This is a genomic window from Micromonospora sp. WMMC415 (assembly GCF_009707425.1).
Taxonomy (GTDB): Bacteria; Actinomycetota; Actinomycetes; order Mycobacteriales; family Micromonosporaceae; genus Micromonospora.
Window position 1 is genome coordinate 306,744 of the sequence record NZ_CP046104.1, and the last position, 18,838, is coordinate 325,581.

General features: G+C 73.2%; 12 protein-coding genes. 2 read left to right on the forward strand and 10 right to left on the reverse strand.

The annotated features are described in order from the left end of the window. Positions 1 to 10 precede the first annotated feature (10 nt). The 9 genes from GKC29_RS01500 to GKC29_RS01540 all read right to left on the reverse strand — a co-directional run bounded on the left by GKC29_RS01500 (position 11) and on the right by GKC29_RS01540 (position 11,771). Complete coding sequence (locus tag GKC29_RS01500; RefSeq protein ID WP_155329104.1) at positions 11 to 694, reverse strand: response regulator; 684 nt, start codon at positions 692 to 694, stop codon at positions 11 to 13. After that, complete coding sequence (locus tag GKC29_RS01505) at positions 691 to 3,246, reverse strand: DUF4118 domain-containing protein (RefSeq protein ID WP_155329105.1); 2,556 nt, start codon at positions 3,244 to 3,246, stop codon at positions 691 to 693. Before GKC29_RS01505 ends, GKC29_RS01500 begins: the two co-directional genes overlap by 4 nt. 73 nt (positions 3,247 to 3,319) lie before the next feature. Continuing rightward, positions 3,320 to 4,201, reverse strand: coding sequence for a potassium-transporting ATPase subunit C (locus GKC29_RS01510; protein ID WP_155329106.1), 882 nt, complete (start codon positions 4,199 to 4,201; stop codon positions 3,320 to 3,322). Continuing rightward, positions 4,201 to 6,396: a potassium-transporting ATPase subunit KdpB gene (kdpB, locus tag GKC29_RS01515; protein WP_155329107.1), complete on the reverse strand. Its 2,196-nt coding sequence runs from the start codon at positions 6,394 to 6,396 to the stop codon at positions 4,201 to 4,203. The genes GKC29_RS01510 and kdpB overlap by 1 nt, the downstream gene beginning before the upstream one ends. Positions 6,397 to 6,416: 20 nt before the next feature. Beyond that, positions 6,417 to 8,072 (reverse strand): potassium-transporting ATPase subunit KdpA, encoded by a 1,656-nt coding sequence (kdpA, locus tag GKC29_RS01520; protein WP_155329108.1) that lies wholly within the window; start codon positions 8,070 to 8,072, stop codon positions 6,417 to 6,419. Beyond that, a complete protein-coding gene (gene kdpF, locus GKC29_RS01525) occupies positions 8,072 to 8,161 on the reverse strand; it encodes a K(+)-transporting ATPase subunit F (protein WP_155329109.1) in 90 nt (29 codons plus the stop codon). Before kdpF ends, kdpA begins: the two co-directional genes overlap by 1 nt. Then, entirely contained in the window at positions 8,158 to 8,415 is a 258-nt protein-coding gene (locus GKC29_RS01530) for a hypothetical protein (protein WP_155329110.1), read from the reverse strand. Before GKC29_RS01530 ends, kdpF begins: the two co-directional genes overlap by 4 nt. Next, the gene (locus GKC29_RS01535; RefSeq protein ID WP_155329111.1) at positions 8,408 to 9,619 is read right to left on the reverse strand and encodes an aromatic acid exporter family protein; all 1,212 of its coding nucleotides are present in this window, start codon (positions 9,617 to 9,619) and stop codon (positions 8,408 to 8,410) included. Before GKC29_RS01535 ends, GKC29_RS01530 begins: the two co-directional genes overlap by 8 nt. 73 nt (positions 9,620 to 9,692) lie before the next feature. Next, positions 9,693 to 11,771: an amino acid transporter gene (locus tag GKC29_RS01540; RefSeq protein WP_230688881.1), complete on the reverse strand. Its 2,079-nt coding sequence runs from the start codon at positions 11,769 to 11,771 to the stop codon at positions 9,693 to 9,695. A gap of 181 nt (positions 11,772 to 11,952) precedes the next feature. Here GKC29_RS01540 and GKC29_RS01545 point away from each other — a divergent pair, with 181 nt between their 5' ends. Beyond that, entirely contained in the window at positions 11,953 to 12,504 is a 552-nt protein-coding gene (locus GKC29_RS01545) for a dihydrofolate reductase family protein (protein WP_155329112.1), read from the forward strand. On the opposite strand, the gene GKC29_RS01550 is transcribed toward GKC29_RS01545, so the two are convergent. Beyond that, positions 12,494 to 15,583, reverse strand: coding sequence for a BTAD domain-containing putative transcriptional regulator (locus tag GKC29_RS01550; RefSeq protein ID WP_155329113.1), 3,090 nt, complete (start codon positions 15,581 to 15,583; stop codon positions 12,494 to 12,496). The two genes, GKC29_RS01545 and GKC29_RS01550, sit on opposite strands and share 11 nt — an antisense overlap. Positions 15,584 to 15,666: 83 nt before the next feature. On the opposite strand from GKC29_RS01550, the gene ileS reads away from it, so the two are divergent. Continuing rightward, complete coding sequence (gene ileS / locus GKC29_RS01555; RefSeq protein ID WP_155329114.1) at positions 15,667 to 18,789, forward strand: isoleucine--tRNA ligase; 3,123 nt, start codon at positions 15,667 to 15,669, stop codon at positions 18,787 to 18,789. Positions 18,790 to 18,838 lie beyond the last annotated feature (49 nt).

Genomic DNA, 18,838 nt, shown 5'->3' on the forward strand with positions numbered 1-18,838 from the left:
CCGGGCGTGGTCAGGGCCGGAACCGGTAGCCCATGCCGGGTTCGGTGATGAGGTGCCGGGGGCGGGCCGGGTCGTCCTCCAGCTTGCGCCGCAGCTGGGCCATGTACTGGCGCAGGTAGTTCGTCTCGTTCTGGTATTCCGGCCCCCACACGTCGTGCAGGAGCTGCCGCTGGCTGACCAGCTTGCCGGGGTTGCGGAGCAGCTTCTCTAGCACACCCCACTGGGTGGGGGTGAGCTTGACCTCCGTGCCGTCGTCACTGGTCACCGCGTGGTCGGCCAGGTCGACGGTGTGCCGGCCGACCCGCACGCTGGCGCTGGCCGACTCGGCGCCGGCACCGAGCCGCCGGGTGACGGCACGGATCCGCGCCAACAGCTCGTCCACCCCGAACGGCTTGGTGACGTAGTCGTCGGCGCCGGCGTCGAGCGCGGCCACCTTGTCCTCGCTGCCGGCGCGGCCGGAGAGCACGATGATCGGCACGGTGGTCCAGCCGCGGAGGCCGCGGATGACCTCGATGCCGTCCAGGTCGGGCAGGCCGAGGTCGAGCACGACCAGGTCGGGCGGATGGCTGGCGGCGGCCTTCAGCGCTGCGGTGCCGGTGGCGGCCACCTCGACGTCGTACCGGCGGGCGCGCAGGTTGATGTGCAGCGCGCGCAGGATCTGGGGTTCGTCATCGACGACCAGGATGCGGGTCATTCCGGTGGCCCTCCGGACGTGCCGGTGTCGGTGGCGGCCGGCAGCCGCAGCACCATGGTGAGTCCCCCTCCGGGCGTGGTCTCCGGGGTGATGCTGCCACGCATCGCCTCGGCGAGACCCCGGGACAGCGCGAGTCCGAGGCCGACGCCCGTCTGGTTGTCCCGGTCGCCGAGCCGCTGGAACGGCAGGAAGACGTGCTCCCACTGGTCCTCGGGAATGCCGGAACCGGTGTCGATGACCCGCAGCTCGACCTGCCCGGCGTGGGCGCTGCCGGTGATCGTGGGTGGCTGGCCGGGCGGGCTGTGCCGCAGGGCGTTGGCCACGAGGTTGACCAGGACGCGTTCGAGCAGGCCGGGGTCGGCGAGCGCGGCGGGCAGGTGGGCCGGGATGTCGGTCACCACGTCGGCGGCCACGGGCCCGAGCTCGTCCAGCGCCCGGGGGACGGCGTCCTCCAGCCCGACGGCGACCGGGCGGACGCCGAGGGCACCGGCCTGGAGGCGGCTCATGTCCAGCAGGTTCGACACCAGGCGGGCCAGCCGGTCCAGGGACTCCTCGGCGGTGGCGAGCAGCTCCGCCCGGTCCGCCTCGTCGAACTCCACGTCGGGGCTGCGCAGGCTGGTCACCGCCGCCTTCGCCGAGGCCAGCGGCGTACGCAGGTCGTGGCTGACCGCGGCGAGCAGCGCGGTCCGCATCCGGTCGGCCTCGGCGAGCGGCCGGGCGGCGGCGGCCTCCTCGGCCAGCCGCTCCTGCCGCAGGGCGACGGCGGCCTGCGCGGCGAACGCCTCCACGATCCGCCGGTCGGCGGCCTCCAGCCGGCGGCCGCAGAGCACGACGGTGAGCCGGTCGTCCACCGGCACGGCGGTCTCGCCCGCGCCGGGGCTCGTCGCGGGGGCCTCGCCGACGCTCGCGACGACCCGCCAGGCACCCTCCTCGCGGGCCCGGCCGGGCCGGCCCTCGGCGGCCTCCACCGACTCGAGGACGCTGACCGAGCGCAGCGCGAACGTCTCCCGCAGCCGGTCCAGCAGGGCGATCAACGGCCGCTCGCCGCGCAGCACACTGCCGGCCACGGTGGCGAGGGTCTGCGCGTCGGCGGACGCGCGGGCCGCCTCCCGGGTACGCCGGGCGGCCACGTCGACGATCCAGCTGACCGCGATGGCCACACCGACGAAGACGCCGAGGGCGAGCAGATTGTCCACCTCGGCAATGGTCAGGGTGTAGACGGGCGAGGTGAAGAACCAGTTGAGCAGCAGGGAACTCCCGAGCGCGGCGATCAGCGCCGGCCACAGCCCGCCGACCAGCGCGACACCGACGACGGCGGCGAGGAAGATCAGGATGTCGTTGGCGAGGGTGATGTCCGGCAGCGCCCAGAGCAGCAGCGTCAGCAGCGGCATGCCCAGTCCGGCCAGCGCGAAGCCGAGCATCCGTCGCCGCCGGGACAGCGCCGCCGGCACCCCCGCCGCACGCCGGCCCCGGCCGGCCTCGGCGTGGGTCACCAGGTGGACGTCGATCGCCCCGGACAGCGCGGTCGTGGTGACGCCGACACCGCGGGAGAAGATCTGGGCGAACCGACCGCGGCGGCTGGCGCCGAGCACGAGCTGGGTGGCGTTGACGCCCCGTGCGAAGTCCAACAGCGCGGCCGGGATGTCGGTGCCGAGAACCTGGTGGTACGTGCCGCCGAGGCTCTCCACGAGCACCCGCTGCCGGGCGAGCTGGGCCGGGTCCGCGCCGGCCAGCCCGTCGCTGCGGGCGACGTGCACGGCCAGCAGGTCCGAACCCTTGCTGCGGGCGGCGACGCGCGCGGCCCGCCGGATCAGGGTCTCCCCCTCCGGCCCCCCGGTGAGCGCCACGACCACCCGCTCCCGCGCCTCCCAGGTGGCCGAGATGCCCTGCTGGGCGCGGTACGCGTCGAGCTGCTCGTCGACCTTGTCGGCGAGCCAGAGCAGGGCCAGCTCGCGCAGCGCGGTGAGGTTGCCGACGCGGAAGTAGTTGCCGAGCGCGGCGTCGATCCGGTCGGGGCGGTAGATGTTGCCGTGCGCCATCCGCCGGCGCAGCGCCTCCGGCGTCATGTCGACCAGTTCGACCTGCTCGGCGGCGCGGACGACGGCGTCCGGAACGGTCTCCCGCTGGGTGGTGCCGGTGATCTGGGCGACGACGTCGTTGAGCGACTCCAGGTGCTGGATGTTGACCGTGGAGAGGACGGTGATCCCGGCGTCCAGCAGTTCCTGGATGTCCTGCCAGCGCTTCTCGTTGCGGGATCCGGGCACGTTGGTGTGCGCCAGCTCGTCGACGACCGCCACCTCGGGTCGCCGGGCGAGCACCGCGTCCAGGTCCATCTCGGTGAACTCGGCGCCCCGGTGGGTCATCGTGCGCCGGGGCACCTGCTCCAGGTCGCCGATCATCGCCGCCGTGTGCCGGCGCCCGTGGGTCTCGACGAACCCGATCACCACGTCGGTGCCGCGTTCGACGCGCCGCTGCGCCTCCTCCAGCATCGCGTACGTCTTCCCGACGCCGGGGGCGGCGCCGAGGTAGATGCGGAGTTCCCCTCGCGCCATCGCAACCCTCCCCTTCCGAAGGAAGGGCCCCTTGTTATCGCCTTTTGTATAACAAGGGGCCCTTCCAATCACATCAACGGGCGGGGAACTCGCGGTCCAGCGCCAGGTTGAGCTCCAGGACGTTCACCCCGGGCTCGCCCATGAAGCCGAGCGACCGGCCGGTGGTGTGCGCCTCGACGAGACGCCGGACCGCCGCCGGGTCCGCGCCGCGCTCCCGGGCCACCCGCTCGACCTGGATCTCCGCGTACGCCGGGGAGATGTGCGGGTCGAGTCCGCTGCCGCTGGCGGTGACCGCGTCGGCCGGCACCGCCGGTTCGGCCGGAGCGTCACCCCGGATCGGGGTGACCAGCCCACCGGCGGCGACGTAGTCCTCGCCGGGCCGGGCCGGCTCCACCGGCACGCCCTCGTAGCGGGTGACGAACGGAGCGGCGGGCGCGACCTGGTTGACGCTGACCACCCGGGTGACCGGACCGGTCAGGCCGTCCCGGCGGAACACCGCCAGCACCGCCCCGACCCCGTCACTGGTGCAGTACGGGCGCCGCCCGTCGACACCGTTCAGCTCGCCGACGACCTTGCTGCGCTGGCACACCTGGGTGAGCAGGCTCTGCGTCGACTCCTCCGGGTCGGTGGCGACGGTGTCGACCACGCTCTCCGGGCCGAGGTTGCTGGCGGCGGTGGCGGTGGGGTCGTACCCGTCGCCGGCCGCCGAGGGGCGGGACTGGAAGTAGCGCGGGACGGGGTTGCCGTCCGCGTCGGTGAAGGACTGGCCGATCAGCGCGCTGCCGACAATCCGCCCGTCGGCGGAGACGAGCGACCCGTCCGCCTTGTCGGCGAGGCCGGGAATCCGTCCGGCGGCGACGAGGGCCAGCGGGTACGCCAGCCCGAGCAGCACGGTGAAGACGAGCAGCGCGCGCAGGGCGGCGAGGTGTTGGGCGAGCCAGGTGGGGAGGCGCATCACGAGATCCCTGGGATGAACTGGATGAGCAGGTCGATGAGCTTGATGCCGACGAACGGCACCACGATGCCGCCGAGGCCGTAGACCAGCAGGTTGCGGCTGAGCAGCTTCGACGCGGACGCCGGCCGGTACCGGACGCCGCGCAGGGCCAGCGGGATCAGCGCGACGATGACGATCGCGTTGAAGATGACCGCCGCAAGGATCGCCGACTCCGGGCTGGACAGCCGCATGATGTTCAGCGCGTCCAGGCTCGGGTAGATGCCGGCGAACATGGCCGGGATGATCGCGAAGTACTTCGCGATGTCGTTGGCGATGGAGAAGGTGGTCAGCGCACCCCGGGTGATCAGCAACTGCTTGCCGATCTCCACGATCTCGATCAGCTTGGTCGGGTCGGAGTCGAGGTCGACCATGTTGCCGGCCTCCTTGGCGGCCGACGTACCGGTGTTCATGGCGACGCCGACGTCGGCCTGGGCGAGCGCCGGCGCGTCGTTGGTGCCGTCGCCGGTCATCGCGACCAGCCGGCCGCCCTCCTGCTCCTTGCGGATCAGCGCGAGCTTGTCCTCCGGGGTGGCCTCGGCGAGGAAGTCGTCGACGCCCGCCTCGTCCGCGATCGCCCGGGCGGTACGCGGGTTGTCACCGGTGATCATCACGGTCCGGATGCCCATCCGGCGCATCTCGTCGAACCGCTCCCGCATGCCGGCCTTCACCACGTCCTTGAGGTGGATGACGCCGAGGGCGCGGGCCGGCTGGCCGGCGGAGTGCTCGGCGACAACCAGCGGGGTGCCGCCGATGCCGCTGATCTCGTCGACGAGCTGGCCGACCTGCTCGGTGGGGTGGCCGCCGTGCTCGCGGACCCACTTCATGACCGCCGCGGCGGCGCCCTTGCGGATCCGGCGGACACCGCCGTCGACGCTCCCGGCTGCGAGGTCGACGCCGCTCATCCGGGTCTGGGCGGTGAACGGCACGAAGGTGGCGTGCGGGATCAGGCCCGGTTCGCGCTCGCGCAGGCCGAACTCGTTCTTGGCGAGCACGACCACGGAGCGCCCCTCGGGGGTCTCGTCGGCGAGGCTGGACAGCTGCGCGGCGTCGGCGACGGTGGCCGCGTCCACGCCCTCGACCGGGACGAACTCGGCGGCCTGCCGGTTGCCCAGGGTGATGGTGCCGGTCTTGTCCAGCAGCAGGGTGTTGACGTCACCGGCGGCCTCGACCGCCCGGCCGCTCATGGCGAGGACGTTGCGCTGCACGAGGCGGTCCATGCCGGCGATGCCGATGGCCGAGAGCAGCGCCCCGATCGTGGTGGGGATCAGGCAGACCAGCAGGGACACCAGCACGATGCCGCTGACACCGGCGTCGGTGATCGCCTGGGTGTCGGGGGACGCGCCCTGGTAGTCCTTCGAGAAGATCGCGAGGGGCTGGAGGGTCACCACGGCCAGCAGGAAGATGATCGTGAGCGCGGCGAGCAGGATGTTCAGCGCGATCTCGTTCGGGGTCTTCTGCCGGTTGGCCCCCTCCACCAGATTGATCATCCGGTCGATGAAGCTCTCGCCCGGCTTCTGCGTGATCTTCACGACGATCCGGTCGGAGAGCACCTTCGTGCCGCCGGTGACCGCGCTCCGGTCGCCGCCGGACTCCCGGATCACCGGAGCGGATTCACCGGTGATGGCGGACTCGTCGACGCTGGCGATGCCCTCGACCACGTCGCCGTCACCGGGGATGATGTCGCCGGCCTCCACCAGGACGATGTCGCCCTGCCTGAGGTCGGGCGCGGGGACGGCCTCCTCCCGGTAACCGTTGGCCCGAGCGCCCGGCGTCCAACCGATCAGCCGGGTGGCGATGGTGTCCGTCTTCGCCTTGCGCAGCGCGGCGGCCTGCGCCTTGCCCCGGCCCTCGGCGACCGCCTCCGCGAGGTTGGCGAAGAGCACGGTCAGCCAGAGCCAGACGGTGATGGCGATCGCGAACACCGACGGGTCGGTCACCGCGAGCACCGTGGTGAAGACGGCGCCGATCTCGACGATCAGCATCACCGGGTTGCGCCACAGGGTGCGCGGGTCCAGCTTGCGCAGGGCGTCCGGCAGCGACTTGATCATCTGCTTCGGGTCGAGCAGGCCGCCGCCGGCCCGGTCGCCGTGGGTGGCCGGCGTGCCGGCGGTCGCCGCGTCGGCGGTGCCGTGCGGTGCCGGCGTGGAGGTGGTCATGTCCTTCTCTCTCATGATGGTCACAGCCCCTCAGCCAGGGGGCCGAGCGCGAGCGCGGGCAGGAAGGTCAGCGCGACGAGGATCACGGTGACGCCGACGACCATCCCGACGAAGAGCGGCCGGTGGGTCGGCAGGGTGCCCTCGGAGGCGGGTACCGGCTGCTGGCGGGCCAGCGAGCCGGCGAGAGCGAGCACGAAGATGATCGGCAGGAACCGGCCGAGCAGCATGCACAGGCCCAGCGCGGTGTTCCACCACGGCGTGTTGACCGTGATGCCGGCGAACGCGGAGCCGTTGTTGTTGCTCGCCGAGGTGAACGCGTAGAGCACCTCGGAGAGGCCGTGCGGACCCACGTTGAGCGCGGTGGAGTTGTTGCCAATGGCGAAGGCCGCCGCCGCGCCGATCAGCACCAGGGCCGGGGTGACGAGGAAGTACAGCGACGCGAGTTTGATCTCCCGCGAGCCGATCTTCTTGCCGATGTACTCCGGCGTCCGGCCGACCATCAGGCCGGCGACGAACACGGTGATCACGGCGAGGATCAGCAGACCGTAGAGGCCGGCGCCGACGCCACCGGGCGCCACCTCGCCGAGCATCATGTTGATCAGCGGCATCATGCCGCCGAGCGCGGTGTACGAGTCGTGGAACGAGTTCACCGCGCCGGTGGAGGTGAGCGTGGTCGAGGCGGCGAAGGTGGCCGAGTTGGACACGTCGAACCGGACCTCCTTGCCCTCCAGCGCCGCGCCGACCGCCTGCGGGACGGTGCCGTTGCCGGCCAACTCGAAGGCGTTGGTCAGGGCGATGCTGGCGATCGCCAGGATCGCCATCACCGCGGCGATCGCGTAGCCCTGCCGGTTCTGGCCGACCATCCGGCCGAAGACGCGGGGCAGGCTGAACGGGATCAGCAGGATCAGGAAGATCTCCAGCCAGTTCGTCCACCTCGTCGGGTTCTCGAACGGGTGGGCGCTGTTGACGTTGTAGAAGCCGCCGCCGTTCGTACCGAGTTCCTTGATGACCTCCTGGCTGGCCACCGGGCCACCGGTGATGGTCTGGCTGCCCCCGGTCAGGGTGGTGACCTCGGTACCGGCGGAGAGGTTCTGCACGGCGCCGCCGATCATCAGGGCGAGGGCGCCGAGCACCGCGATGGGCAGCAGGATCCGCAGCGTGATCCGGGTCAGGTCGACCCAGAAGTTGCCGAGGTCACCGGTACGGCGGCGGGCGAACCCGCGGACCAGCGCGACGGCCACCGCGATGCCCACCGCGGCGGACACGAAGTTCTGCACCGCGAGACCGGCCATCTGGACCAGGTGGCCCATGGTCGACTCACCCGAGTACCACTGCCAGTTCGTGTTGGTCACGAACGACACGGCGGTGTTCCACGCGCCGTGGGTCAGCACCGGGTCGAAGCCGAGCGACAGCCACAAATGGTTCTGCAACCGCATGAACCCGTACAGGAACAGGATGGAGACGGCGGAGAAGGCGAGCACGCTGCGGGCGTACACGCCCCAGGTCTGCTCGGCGGCCGGGTCGACCCCGACCAGGCGGTAGACGCCCCGCTCGACGCGGGACTGCCGCTCGCCGGAGACCACGCGGTACATGTAGTCGCCGAACGGCTTGTGGACGGCGACCAGCGCCACCGCGAGCGAGAGGATGAACAGCACACCGGCTGTCGTCATGGTCATCAGAAGCGCTCCGGGAACAGCAGGGCGACCACCAGGAACACGGCCAGGCCGATCGCCAGCACCAGGCCGACGGCGTTGACGACGTTCACAGCTTCTCCACGCCCCTCACCACCAGGGCGAGCGCCACGAACAGCGCCACCGTCACCAGTACGAACACCACGTCAGACACGTCTGACTCCTCATCGCGGAACGAATCGTCACGGCCGCCTTCCGGCCGCGCCGAGCCATTCCAACGCCGGGTGGACCGCGCCGGCACGGTCCATAACGCGACCATGACGGAGGTACGGGATTTCTTGACGCGGTTTTGACGCCCACCGCTGATCACGTGAAGCGGGTCACGCACCGGCGCGGGAGGGTCGCCCGGACCCGGCGGTCGGCCGCATCGGACCGAAGGCGCGGCGGACCAGGCGGTTCGCCTCCTCCTGCTTCAGGCCGGTGGCGACCAGCAGGTCGCTCACCGTGGTGCGGACCTGCGCCACCACGACGGCTCCGGAGAAGCCCACGCCGGCCCGGTAGGCCTTGCCCGCCTCGCCGACCGCCCGCACCAACTGCTCCCGGGCCCGCTGGGGCTCCGCGCCACGGGTGAATTCGCGGCGCAGGACCCGCACGGCCTCGGCGAGCGAGGCGACCGCGGGCGGCATGGCCTCGGGGATCGACTCCCCGTCCTCGATCAGGGTCACGCTGCGCCGGATCAGGGTTCCGCTGTTGCGCATCGCGCGGTCGACCGGTTCCACGGCGTGGACGTACCGGTCGATCGGACCGTCCCGCCTGCCCCAGCGCACGGGCGAGAGGCTGCTCGCCTCCCTCGCCGCCTGCGCCGCCTCGGTGAACGCGCCGATCTCCTGCTTGTTGTCACGCAGCCGGTCCAGGGCGGCCTGGGCACGGCCGGCGTCCCGTTCGCGAAGCGCGGTCGTGGCGGCGTCGAGCTGCTCGGCGAGCAGGTCCAGTGCCGGCCCGCCGGCCCGGTTGATCACCCGCAGTGGATTCAGCGGCAGCAGCACGGTGGTGACCACCAGCGCCACGGCGCCGCCGATCAGTGCGGCGTAGAAGCGGGGCAGTTCCAGGTCCGGCACCGACGGCGTGAGGGTGCCGATCAGCACCGCCGTCGCCGCCGCCTGCACCACGAAGGCCGGGCTCCGGCCGAGGAACCCGGCGACCAGGATGGCCAGGACGACGATCAGGGCGAGCTGCCACGGCCCGGTGCCGACCAGGTAGAGCAGGGCGTCGCCGACGAGAATGCCGATGGCCACCGCGAGGACCAGCTCGATCGTGCGGCGCAGCCGCTGGCCCACCGAGGCGGCCAGCGTGACGACCGCGGAGATCGGTGCGAACAGCGGCTGCGGGATGTGCAGGAGGTCGTCGGCGACCCACCAGGACAGGCCGGCGGCCAACCCGGCCTGGGTGGCCAGGCCGAGGCCGGCGCGGACCCGGCGCAGCCGCTCCGGGACCGCCGCGACCGAGTGGTGGAACACGCGGGCCACCGCCGGGGCGTCACGGTCGGTGGGCTCCGGGCCGCTGCCTCCTCTCGGCGGACCGGCGTCGGGCATGGCCGCGCCTACCCCGTCCCCGGCCGCGCAATCCCCCGCGGTGGGCCCATTCCCGGTGGCTCGGCGACGGGGGTCAGCCGACGTGGATGCCGGGACGGCGGGCCGGGTCGTGCTCCACCTTGCGGAGGATCTCCCGGACCACCGGCGGGGTGTCGCCGCGACCGAGGATCAGGTACCGCAGCAGGTGGGCGACGGGGTTGCCCTCGGACCACTCGAAGTGCGCGTGCGGCCGGACGCCGGTGGCGTCGCGCAGTGCCAGCAGGATCGCCGCGATGGCGTTGGGCACGGCGGGACTCTGCACCCGGAGCACCCGGTGCCCGCCGACCGTCAGGCCGCGCACCCGCAGGACGTCGCTGAACTCCGACGGGTCGATGACCTCCACCTCGAGGAACAGGACGTCGGCGGCGCCGGGTACGGGGTTGATGCCCCGCTGGGTGCGTTCCTTGCTGTGGTACACCGCTCCGCTGACCACGTCCGGCCGGTGGGCGATCAGGTCGAGGCGACCGTCGAACTCGATCGACTCGGTGACGAAGCGGCGGGCCGGCCCGTCGAACTCGATCCGCTCGGCGCGCAGCTCGGTGGTCCGGGACACCCGGGACACGAGCGACACCACGACGATGCCGGCGATGAACATCCCGGAGATGGTGATGCCGTCCGGTTTCTCGATCACGTTCTCGACGAGCGCGTACAGCAGGACGAGGGTGAGCAGCCCGAACCCGGCGGCGGCGACGCGCTGGCGCCGGCGGGCGGCGGAGATGGTCACCGCGACGGCGGCGGAGACCATCATCGCGAGGATGCCGGTGGCGTACGCGCCGGCCTGCGCGTTGACGTCCGCGCGGAACACGACCGTGATCGCGATACTGACCAGGGTGTAGACCATCACCACGGGCCGCACCGCGCGGCCCCACTCCGGTGCCATCCCGTACGAGGGCAGGTAGCGCGGCACGATGTTGACCAGCCCGGCCATGGCCGACGCGCCGGCGAACCACAGGATCAGCACGCTGCTGATGTCGTAGACGGTGCCGAAGGCCTCGCCCACGTACTCGTGCGCCACGTACGCCAGCGCCCGGCCGTTGGCCTCCCCTCCGGGCCGGAACTCGTCGGCGGGGATCAGCACCGTGGTGACGAACGTGGTCGTCACCAGGTACGCGCTCATGATGAGCGCGGCGGTGGTCAACAGCTTCCTGGTGTTGCGGATCCGCGCCTCCAGCCGGGTCCGCTCGTCCGGGCCGTCCCCCCGCACCAGCGGCATCATGCTCACCCCGGTCTCGAAGCCGGACAGGCCGAGCACGAGCAGCGGGAACGCCAGCAGCGCCGGACCGACCACGCCGCCGATCCCCCCGGTACCGGCGGTCAACGTGTCGGTCCAGCCCGCGAGCAGGGCCGGATCGCGCACCACCTCCGCCAACCCGACGGCCACGATGATCGCGTTCAGCAGCAGGAAGGCCGCCACCAGCGGGATGGCCACGCCGACCGCCTCGCTGAACCCGAGCAGGAACACGCCGCCCAGGATCAGCAGGAGGACCACCGTGACGAGCACGGCAGCGGTGGTGCCGTGCGGGAACCCGTCGGGGAGGATCGGATTCTCCAGCAGATGCACCGTCGCGTCCGCCGAGGACAGGGTGATCGTGATGATCCACGACGTGGCCACGAAGCCCAGCAGCACCAGGACGAAGACCTTGCCCTTCCAGAACGGCAGCAGCCGTTCCAGCATCGCCACCGAGCCCTGCCCGTGCGGGCTCTCCCGCGCCACCCGCCGGTACATCGGCAGGACCCCGAGCAGCGTCAACGCCACGATCAGCAGGGTCGCCAGCGGGGACAGCGCCCCGGCCGCGAGGGCCGCGATGGCCGGCAGGTACGACAGGGTCGAGTAGTAGTCGACACCGGTCAGGCACATCACCTTCCACCAGGCGTGGGGCCGGGCGTGCGACTCGCCGGTCTCCGGACCCGCCGGCTGGACCTGGTGTTCCAGCAGCCACCGGCCGAGCCGGCTGGCGGCCGGCGCCGCGCCCCGCGGCGTGTCCACGCAGGCCGGCAGCCGCAGCGGGCCGGTCCGGGAGCGCCGGCCGGCGCCGGCCACCGGAACCATCGGCCCCTCCGCCGCCGGCCGCTCACGGGACGACGGCGCGGTCGGCTCGTCACCGGGGTTCATCCACGCCTCCGTCCCGTTCCGCCGACGTCCTGGGGCGCCCCCGGTCCGGTACGCGGACGGCACCGCCGGCCCCCCGCACCCGGTACGCAGCCGAAAGTGCACCTGAAGCGGATCGTAAGCGGGCTCTGGCACTGTTCCGGGTGTCACCAGAGAGAAGGCACCGAAGCCAGGAGGAAACACCATGCGCCGGATCATCAACTCGACCTACCTCACCCTCGACGGCGTCATCGAGAACCCGGCGTGGACCATGCCGTACTTCGACGACGAGGCCTCCGCCTTCGCCGGTGAGCAGACCGACGCGGCCGACGCCCTGCTCATGGGCCGCCACACGTACGACGGCTTCGCCGCCGCCTGGCCGAACATGGACGAGAGCGACCCCACCACCGGCGCGAAGTACTTCAACAGCGTGAAGAAGTACGTCGCCTCGACCACGCTCACCGACCCGGAGTGGAACAACACCGAGGTGCTGGAGGGCGACCTGATCGAGGCGGTCACCCGGCTGAAGGCCACCGAGGGCCGGGACATCCTGATGTACGGCTACGGCGTGGTCACCCATGCCCTGGTCCAGGCGGGTCTGGTGGACGAGGTCCGGTTCTGGATCCACCCGGTGTTCCAGGGCGGCGTGTCGGTGAGTGCCCCGCTGGGGCAGCTGCCGACGACGTTCACCCTGGCCGACAGCCGGGTCATGAAGAGCGGCGTCATCATCGCCTCGTACCGGCCGGTCAAGGGCTGACGACGGGCGCGACGACCAGGGCCCGGGCCTCGCCCGGGCTCAGGTCGTGCCCGGCCCGGTACGCGGCGGCGAAGCCGGCCGCACCGAGCACGGCGACGAGGCGGGCGGTCAGCCGGTCGGTGTCGTCCCGCTCCGCCGGCGCGACCGGCACGCCGGAGGCCGCCCGCGCGGCCGCCGCCGCCCCGAGGATGCGCGCCGCCACCGTCGGCTCCGGCACCGCCGAGGCCAGCCCGTCGAGGGCGCCGACCACGTCGAGCGGCGCGGCGATCGTCACGGCCAGGTCGTACGCGCGGGCGTGCAGCGTGAGCGCCCGCTCCGGCTCGTCGTCCGCGACGGCGCGCCCCAGCTCGGTCAGCACCATCGGCAGGAAGACCGCGTCGTCGCCACCGTCCTCGACCAGGCGTTCCAGGTGCGTGACGGCCAGGTCGAGCTTGCCGTCGCGGCGCGCGGCGATGCCGAGGCACAGCTCGGCGAAGACGCGGGCCGCCGGTGACCCCTGCTCGACGGCGAGCCGGTGGGCCCGCTCGGCCAGTTCCCGCGCCTGCTGGTGGTCACGGGTCTGCGTCGCGATCCACGCCAGCCAGGACAGCTTGCTGCCGACCTCCGGCCACAAGGCCAGTTCCTCGGCCCACCGCAGCCCCTCGCGGTGCAGCGCGGCGGCGCGCTCGTACTCCCCGAGCAGTTCGGCCCGGCCGCCCACCCAGTCGGTGGCCTGCAACCGGCCCCACGCGTCGCCCAGCTCGGCGAAGCTGGCCGCGGCGCGGCTGCCCTCGCGTTCCAGCGCGACGAGGTCGCTCGCGACGTGGGCCAGCCGGGCGCGCGTCACGTGGACGGCCGCGTCGACCCACGGGTCGTCGCCGGCGGCGCCGGCCCGGTCCAGCAACGCCTCGGCGGCGGCCAGCTCGCTGCGCTCGACCAGGGCGGCGGCCACGAACCAGGTGGCGCGGCTGTCGGCGTACCCGTCGAGGGCCGCCCCGACGTCGGCGGGCGGGACGGGATCGCCCTGCAGCAACGCGAACCCCACCCGCCACACCGCGGCCTCGGCGCGGGCGGCGGCGTCGCCGTCCAGCGTCAGCGCGCGGCGCGCCTCGGACAGCCGGCCGCGCAGGAACCAGTACCAGGTCAGGGCGTTGGCGAGGCGCAGGCCACCGCCGTGCGCCAGCGCCGCCCGCAGGTTGGCGCCCTCGGCGTCGAGCCGGGCCAGCCACTCCCGCTGGCCGGCGCCGCGTAGCAGCGGGTCGGCGCGCTCGGCCAGCTCGGTGTGGTACGCCGCGTGCCGCGCCCGGACGGCGTCGGCGTCGTCGAGGCGGGCCAGCGCGAACGCGGCGACCGACTCCAGCAGCCGGTAGCGCGGCTCGACGCCGGACTCGTCGAGCACCACGAGCGAGCGGTCGACCAGCCGGGTCAGCACGTCGACGTCGGCGTCGCAGACCGCCTCGGCCGCCTCCAGCGTGCACCCGTCGTGGTGGACGGCGAGGCGCGCGAGCACCGCCCGTTCGTCCTCGGCCAGCAGGTCCCAGCTCCAGCCGATCACGGCGGTGAGGGTGCGCTGCCGCTCCGGCACGTCCCGCTGGGCGGTGCTGAGCAGCCGGAAGCGGTCGTCCAGCCGCGCCACCAGGCCGTCCACGCCGAGCGCGCGCACCCGCGTCGCGGCCAGCTCCAGGGCCAGCGGCAGCCCGTCGAGGCGGCGGCACAGTTGCGCGACGGCGGGCGCGGTCCGCTCGTCCAGCCGGAAGTCGCGCTGCCGGGCGGCGGCGCGGGCCGCGAACAGCCGGGCCGCGGCGGATCGCCGGACCGTCTCCAGGTCGGTGTCCCCGGCCGGGACCGGCAGGGGGCGTACCTCCCACAGCGTCTCCCCGGCCAGCCCGAGCGGTTCGCGGCTGGTCGCCAGCACGCGCACGCCGCCGGCCTCGCGCAGCAGGCGGGCCACCAGCGCGGCCGCCGCCTCGATCACGTGCTCGCAGTTGTCGAGCACCAGCAGCGCCCGCCGGTGCCGGAGCGCCGTCACCAGGTGGTCGTCGGCCGCCACGCTGGCCCCGGCGATCTCGCGTACGTCGAGCGTCGCGCGGACCAGGTCGGCGACGCCGGGCCCACCGGGGCGTAGCGCGGTCAGGTCGACCAGGTGCGTGCCGTCGGGGAACGACTGCCCCCGGGCGACCTCGGTGGCCAGCCGGGTCTTGCCGACGCCGCCCGGCCCGACGAGCGTGACGAGCCGCCGGCCGGTCACCAGCTCCCGTAGCTCGGCGAGCGCACCGGCGCGGCCGACCAGCTCGTCCAGCGGCGCGGACAGGCCGGCGTAAACCGGCGCGGGCAGGCCGGCGGGCCCCGGCGCGGCCGGGTGGGCGTCGGCCGGCGCGGAGGTCAGCGTCGGATCCTGGTCGAGGACCCGCCGGTGCAGCGCCACCAGCTCCGGCCCGGGGTCGAGGCCCAGTTCGTCGGCGAGGCGACGACGCAGGTCGGCGTAGCTCTCCAGGGCCTCCGACTGGCGGCCGGCCGCGTACAGGGCGCGGATGTGCAGCGCCCGCAGGCGCTCGCGCAGCGGGTGCCGGGCGACCAGCTCCGCCAGGTCGGCGGCGACCAGCGCGTGCTCGCCGCCGGCCAGCCGGGCCGCCGCCAGCTTCTCCTGCACCACCAGCCGGGCCTCGGCGAGGCGGGTGGCCTCGGCCCGTACCCACTCCTCGTCGGCGACGTCCGCGTACGGTTCACCCCGCCACAGCCGCAGCGCCTCGGTGAGGCTCGCCGCGTCGTCGGCGGCGGCGAGCTCGACGAACCGGTCCACGTCGACGGCCCCGGTGCGCAGCACGTACCCCGGCGCCCGCGACTCGACCAGGTCCCGCGCGCCGGGCTCGGCGTCGTCGAGCGCCTTGCGCAGCTGCGAGACGCGCACCTGCAACGCCCCGGCCGGGTTCGCCGGTGGCGCGTCACCCCAGACGTCGTCGATCAGCCGGTCGGTCGAGACGACCCGGTTGCGGTTGGCGAGCAGGTCGGCGAGGAGCGCCCGGACCTTGGCGCCCGGCACGGTGACGGGGTCGCCCGCGTCGGTGGTGACGGCGAGCGGCCCGAGGACGCCGAACCGCATGCCGGCCACCCTACCGGGGGTGCCCGGCGCGCCCCCGGAATTACCGGCGCGGGGAACGATTCCCGGCGATAGTCTCCGGACTCATGTACCGCAGCGTCCCGAGCCAGGTCGACCTGCCCGCGCTCGACCACGAGATCCTGCGCTTCTGGCGGGAGAACGACGTCTTCGCGCGCAGCCTGGAGCAGTCGCGGGGCCGCCCGGAGTGGGTGTTCTACGAGGGGCCGCCGACCGCCAACGGGATGCCGGGCGCCCACCACATCGAGGCGCGGGTCTTCAAGGACGTGTTCCCCCGCTACCGCACGATGAAAGGCTTCCACGTCGCCCGCAAGGCGGGCTGGGACTGCCACGGCCTGCCCGTGGAGCTGGCCGTCGAGCGGGAGCTGGGCTTCACCGGCAAACGGGACATCGAGGCGTACGGCGTCGCCGAGTTCAACGCCCGCTGCCGGGAGTCGGTCACCCGGCACACGGACGCCTTCGCCGAGCTCACCGAGCGGATGGGCTACTGGGTCGACCTGGCCGACGCGTACCGGACCATGGACCCGGAGTACATCGAGTCGGTCTGGTGGTCGCTCAAGCAGATCTTCGACAAGGGCCTGCTGGTCGAGGACTTCCGGGTCGCGCCGTGGTGCCCCCGCGACGAGACCGGCCTGTCGGACCACGAGCTCGCCCAGGGGTACGAGACGGTGGTCGACCCGTCGGTCTTCGTCCGTTTCCCGCTGACCTCCGGCCCGCTCGCCGACCGCGCGTCGCTGCTGGTGTGGACCACCACCCCGTGGACCCTGCCGTCGAACGTCGCGGTGGCGGTGCATCCCGACGTCCGTTACGTCGTCGCGACCGACGGCGAGGAGCAGCTCGTCGTCGCCGAGCCGCTGCTCGCGTCCGCGCTCGGCGACGGGTGGGACCTCACCGGGGAGTCCTTCCGCGGCAAGGAGCTGGACCGGTGGACCTACCGGCCGCCGTTCACGCTGGTCGACGTCCCGGACGCGCACATCGTCGTCCTGGCGTCGTACGTGACGACGGACAGCGGCACCGGCCTGGTCCACCAGGCGCCCGCCTTCGGCGCGGACGACCTGGCCACCAGCCGCGCGTACGGCCTGCCGATGGTCAACCCGGTCCGCCCAGACGGCCGCTTCCAGCCGGACCTGCCGCTGGTCGGCGGGCTGTTCTTCAAGGCGGCCGACCGGCCGCTGGTCGAGGACCTCGCGGCCCGGGGGCTGCTGTTCCGGGAGGTCCCGTACGAGCACAGCTACCCGCACTGCTGGCGCTGCCACACGGCGCTCATCTACTACGCCCAGCCGTCCTGGTACATCCGGACCACGGCGGTCCGGGACGCGCTGCTGCGGGAGAACGAGCGGACCAGGTGGCACCCGGCGACGGTGAAGCACGGCCGGTACGGCGACTGGCTCGCCAACAACGTCGACTGGGCGCTGTCCCGGCGCCGCTACTGGGGCACGCCGCTGCCGATCTGGCGGTGCCCGGAGGGGCACCTGACCTGCGTCGGCTCGCTGGCCGAGCTGGGCGAGCTGACCGGCACCGACCTGACCGGGCTGGACCCGCACCGGCCGTACATCGACGAGGTGACCTTCGGGTGCCGGTGCGGTGCGACCGCCCGCCGGGTGGAGGAGGTCATCGACGCCTGGTACGACTCGGGCGCCATGCCGTTCGCGCAGTTCGGCCACCCGTACCGGGGTGCCGACACGTTCGCCGAGCGGTACCCGGCGCAGTTCATCTCGGAGGCCATCGACCAGACGCGCGGCTGGTTCTACACGCTCATGGCGGTGGGGACGCTGGTCTTCGACCGCTCGCCGTACGAGACCGTGGTCTGCCTGGGCCACATCCTGGCCGAGGACGGCCGGAAGATGTCCAAGCACCTCGGCAACATCCTGGAGCCGATCCCGCTGCTGGACCGGCACGGCGCCGACGCCGTGCGCTGGTTCATGGCGTCGGTCGGGTCGCCGTGGTCGGCCCGCCGGGTCGGGCACACGGCCCTCCAGGAGGTGGTCCGGAAGATCCTGCTGACCTACTGGAACACGGTGGCCTTCCAGGCCCTGTACGGCCGTACCGCCGGGTGGTCCCCGTCGGCCGCCGACCCGGCACCCACCGACCGGCCGGTCCTCGACCGGTGGCTGCTCTCCGAGCTGAACATCCTGGTCCGGCAGGTCGACGCCGCGATGGCGGGGTTCGACACCCAGCAGGCCGGCCGGCTGCTGGCGGGCTTCATCGACGACCTGTCGAACTGGTACGTCCGGCGCAGCCGGCGGCGCTTCTGGCGGGGCGACCGGGCGGCCCTCGCCACCCTGCACGAGGCGCTGTCCACCCTCACCCTGCTGCTGGCGCCGCTCACCCCGTTCGTCGCCGAGCGGGTCTGGCAGGACCTGGTGGTGCCGGTCAGCCCGGACGCCGCGCCATCGGTGCACCTGGCCGCGTACCCGGTGGTCGACGAGGCGCTGGTCGATCCGGTGCTGTCGACGCGGATGGCCCTGGCCCGCCGGCTGGTCGAGTTGGGCCGGGCGGCCCGGGCCGACTCCGGGATGAAGGTGCGCCAGCCGCTGTCCCGGGCGCTCGCCTCGGCCCCCGGCTTCGCGGAGCTGCCGCCGGACCTGCTGGCGGAGATCGCGGCCGAGCTGAACGTCGGGTCGGTCGCCGCGCTGGGCGGGGCGGGCGACTCACTGGTCGACACGACCGCGAAGGCGAACTTCCGAACGCTGGGCCGGCGGTTCGGCAAGGCGGTGCAGCAGGTGGCCGCGGTCATCGCCGCCGTCGACCCGAATGCGCTCAAGGAGTCCCTCCGGGAGAGCGGTACGGCGACGGTCGTGGTGGACGGCGAGCCGGTGACACTCAGCCCCGACGATGTCGTGGTGACCGAGACTCCCCGCGCCGGCTGGGCGGTGGCCGGTGAGGCGGGGGCGACGTTGGCCCTGGACCTGCACCTCACGCCCGAGTTGCGCCGGGCGGGGGCGGCCCGCGAGGCCGTCCGGCTGATCCAGGAGGCCCGCAAGAGCAGCGGCCTGGAGGTGACCGACCGGATCCGGCTGCGGTACCGGGCCGACCGGGAGGAGACGGCGCTGGCCCTCGCGGAGCACCGCGACCTGGTCGCCGAGGAGGTGCTGGCGGCCGACTGCGCCGAGGGCGAGCCGGCCTGGCCGGATGACGTGCCGTTCACCGACGACGCGCTCGGCCTGACCTTCTGGCTCACCCGAGCCTAGGCCGGACATTTCCGGTCAACCGGGATTCGGCCGGGTAGTTGTGGGAACC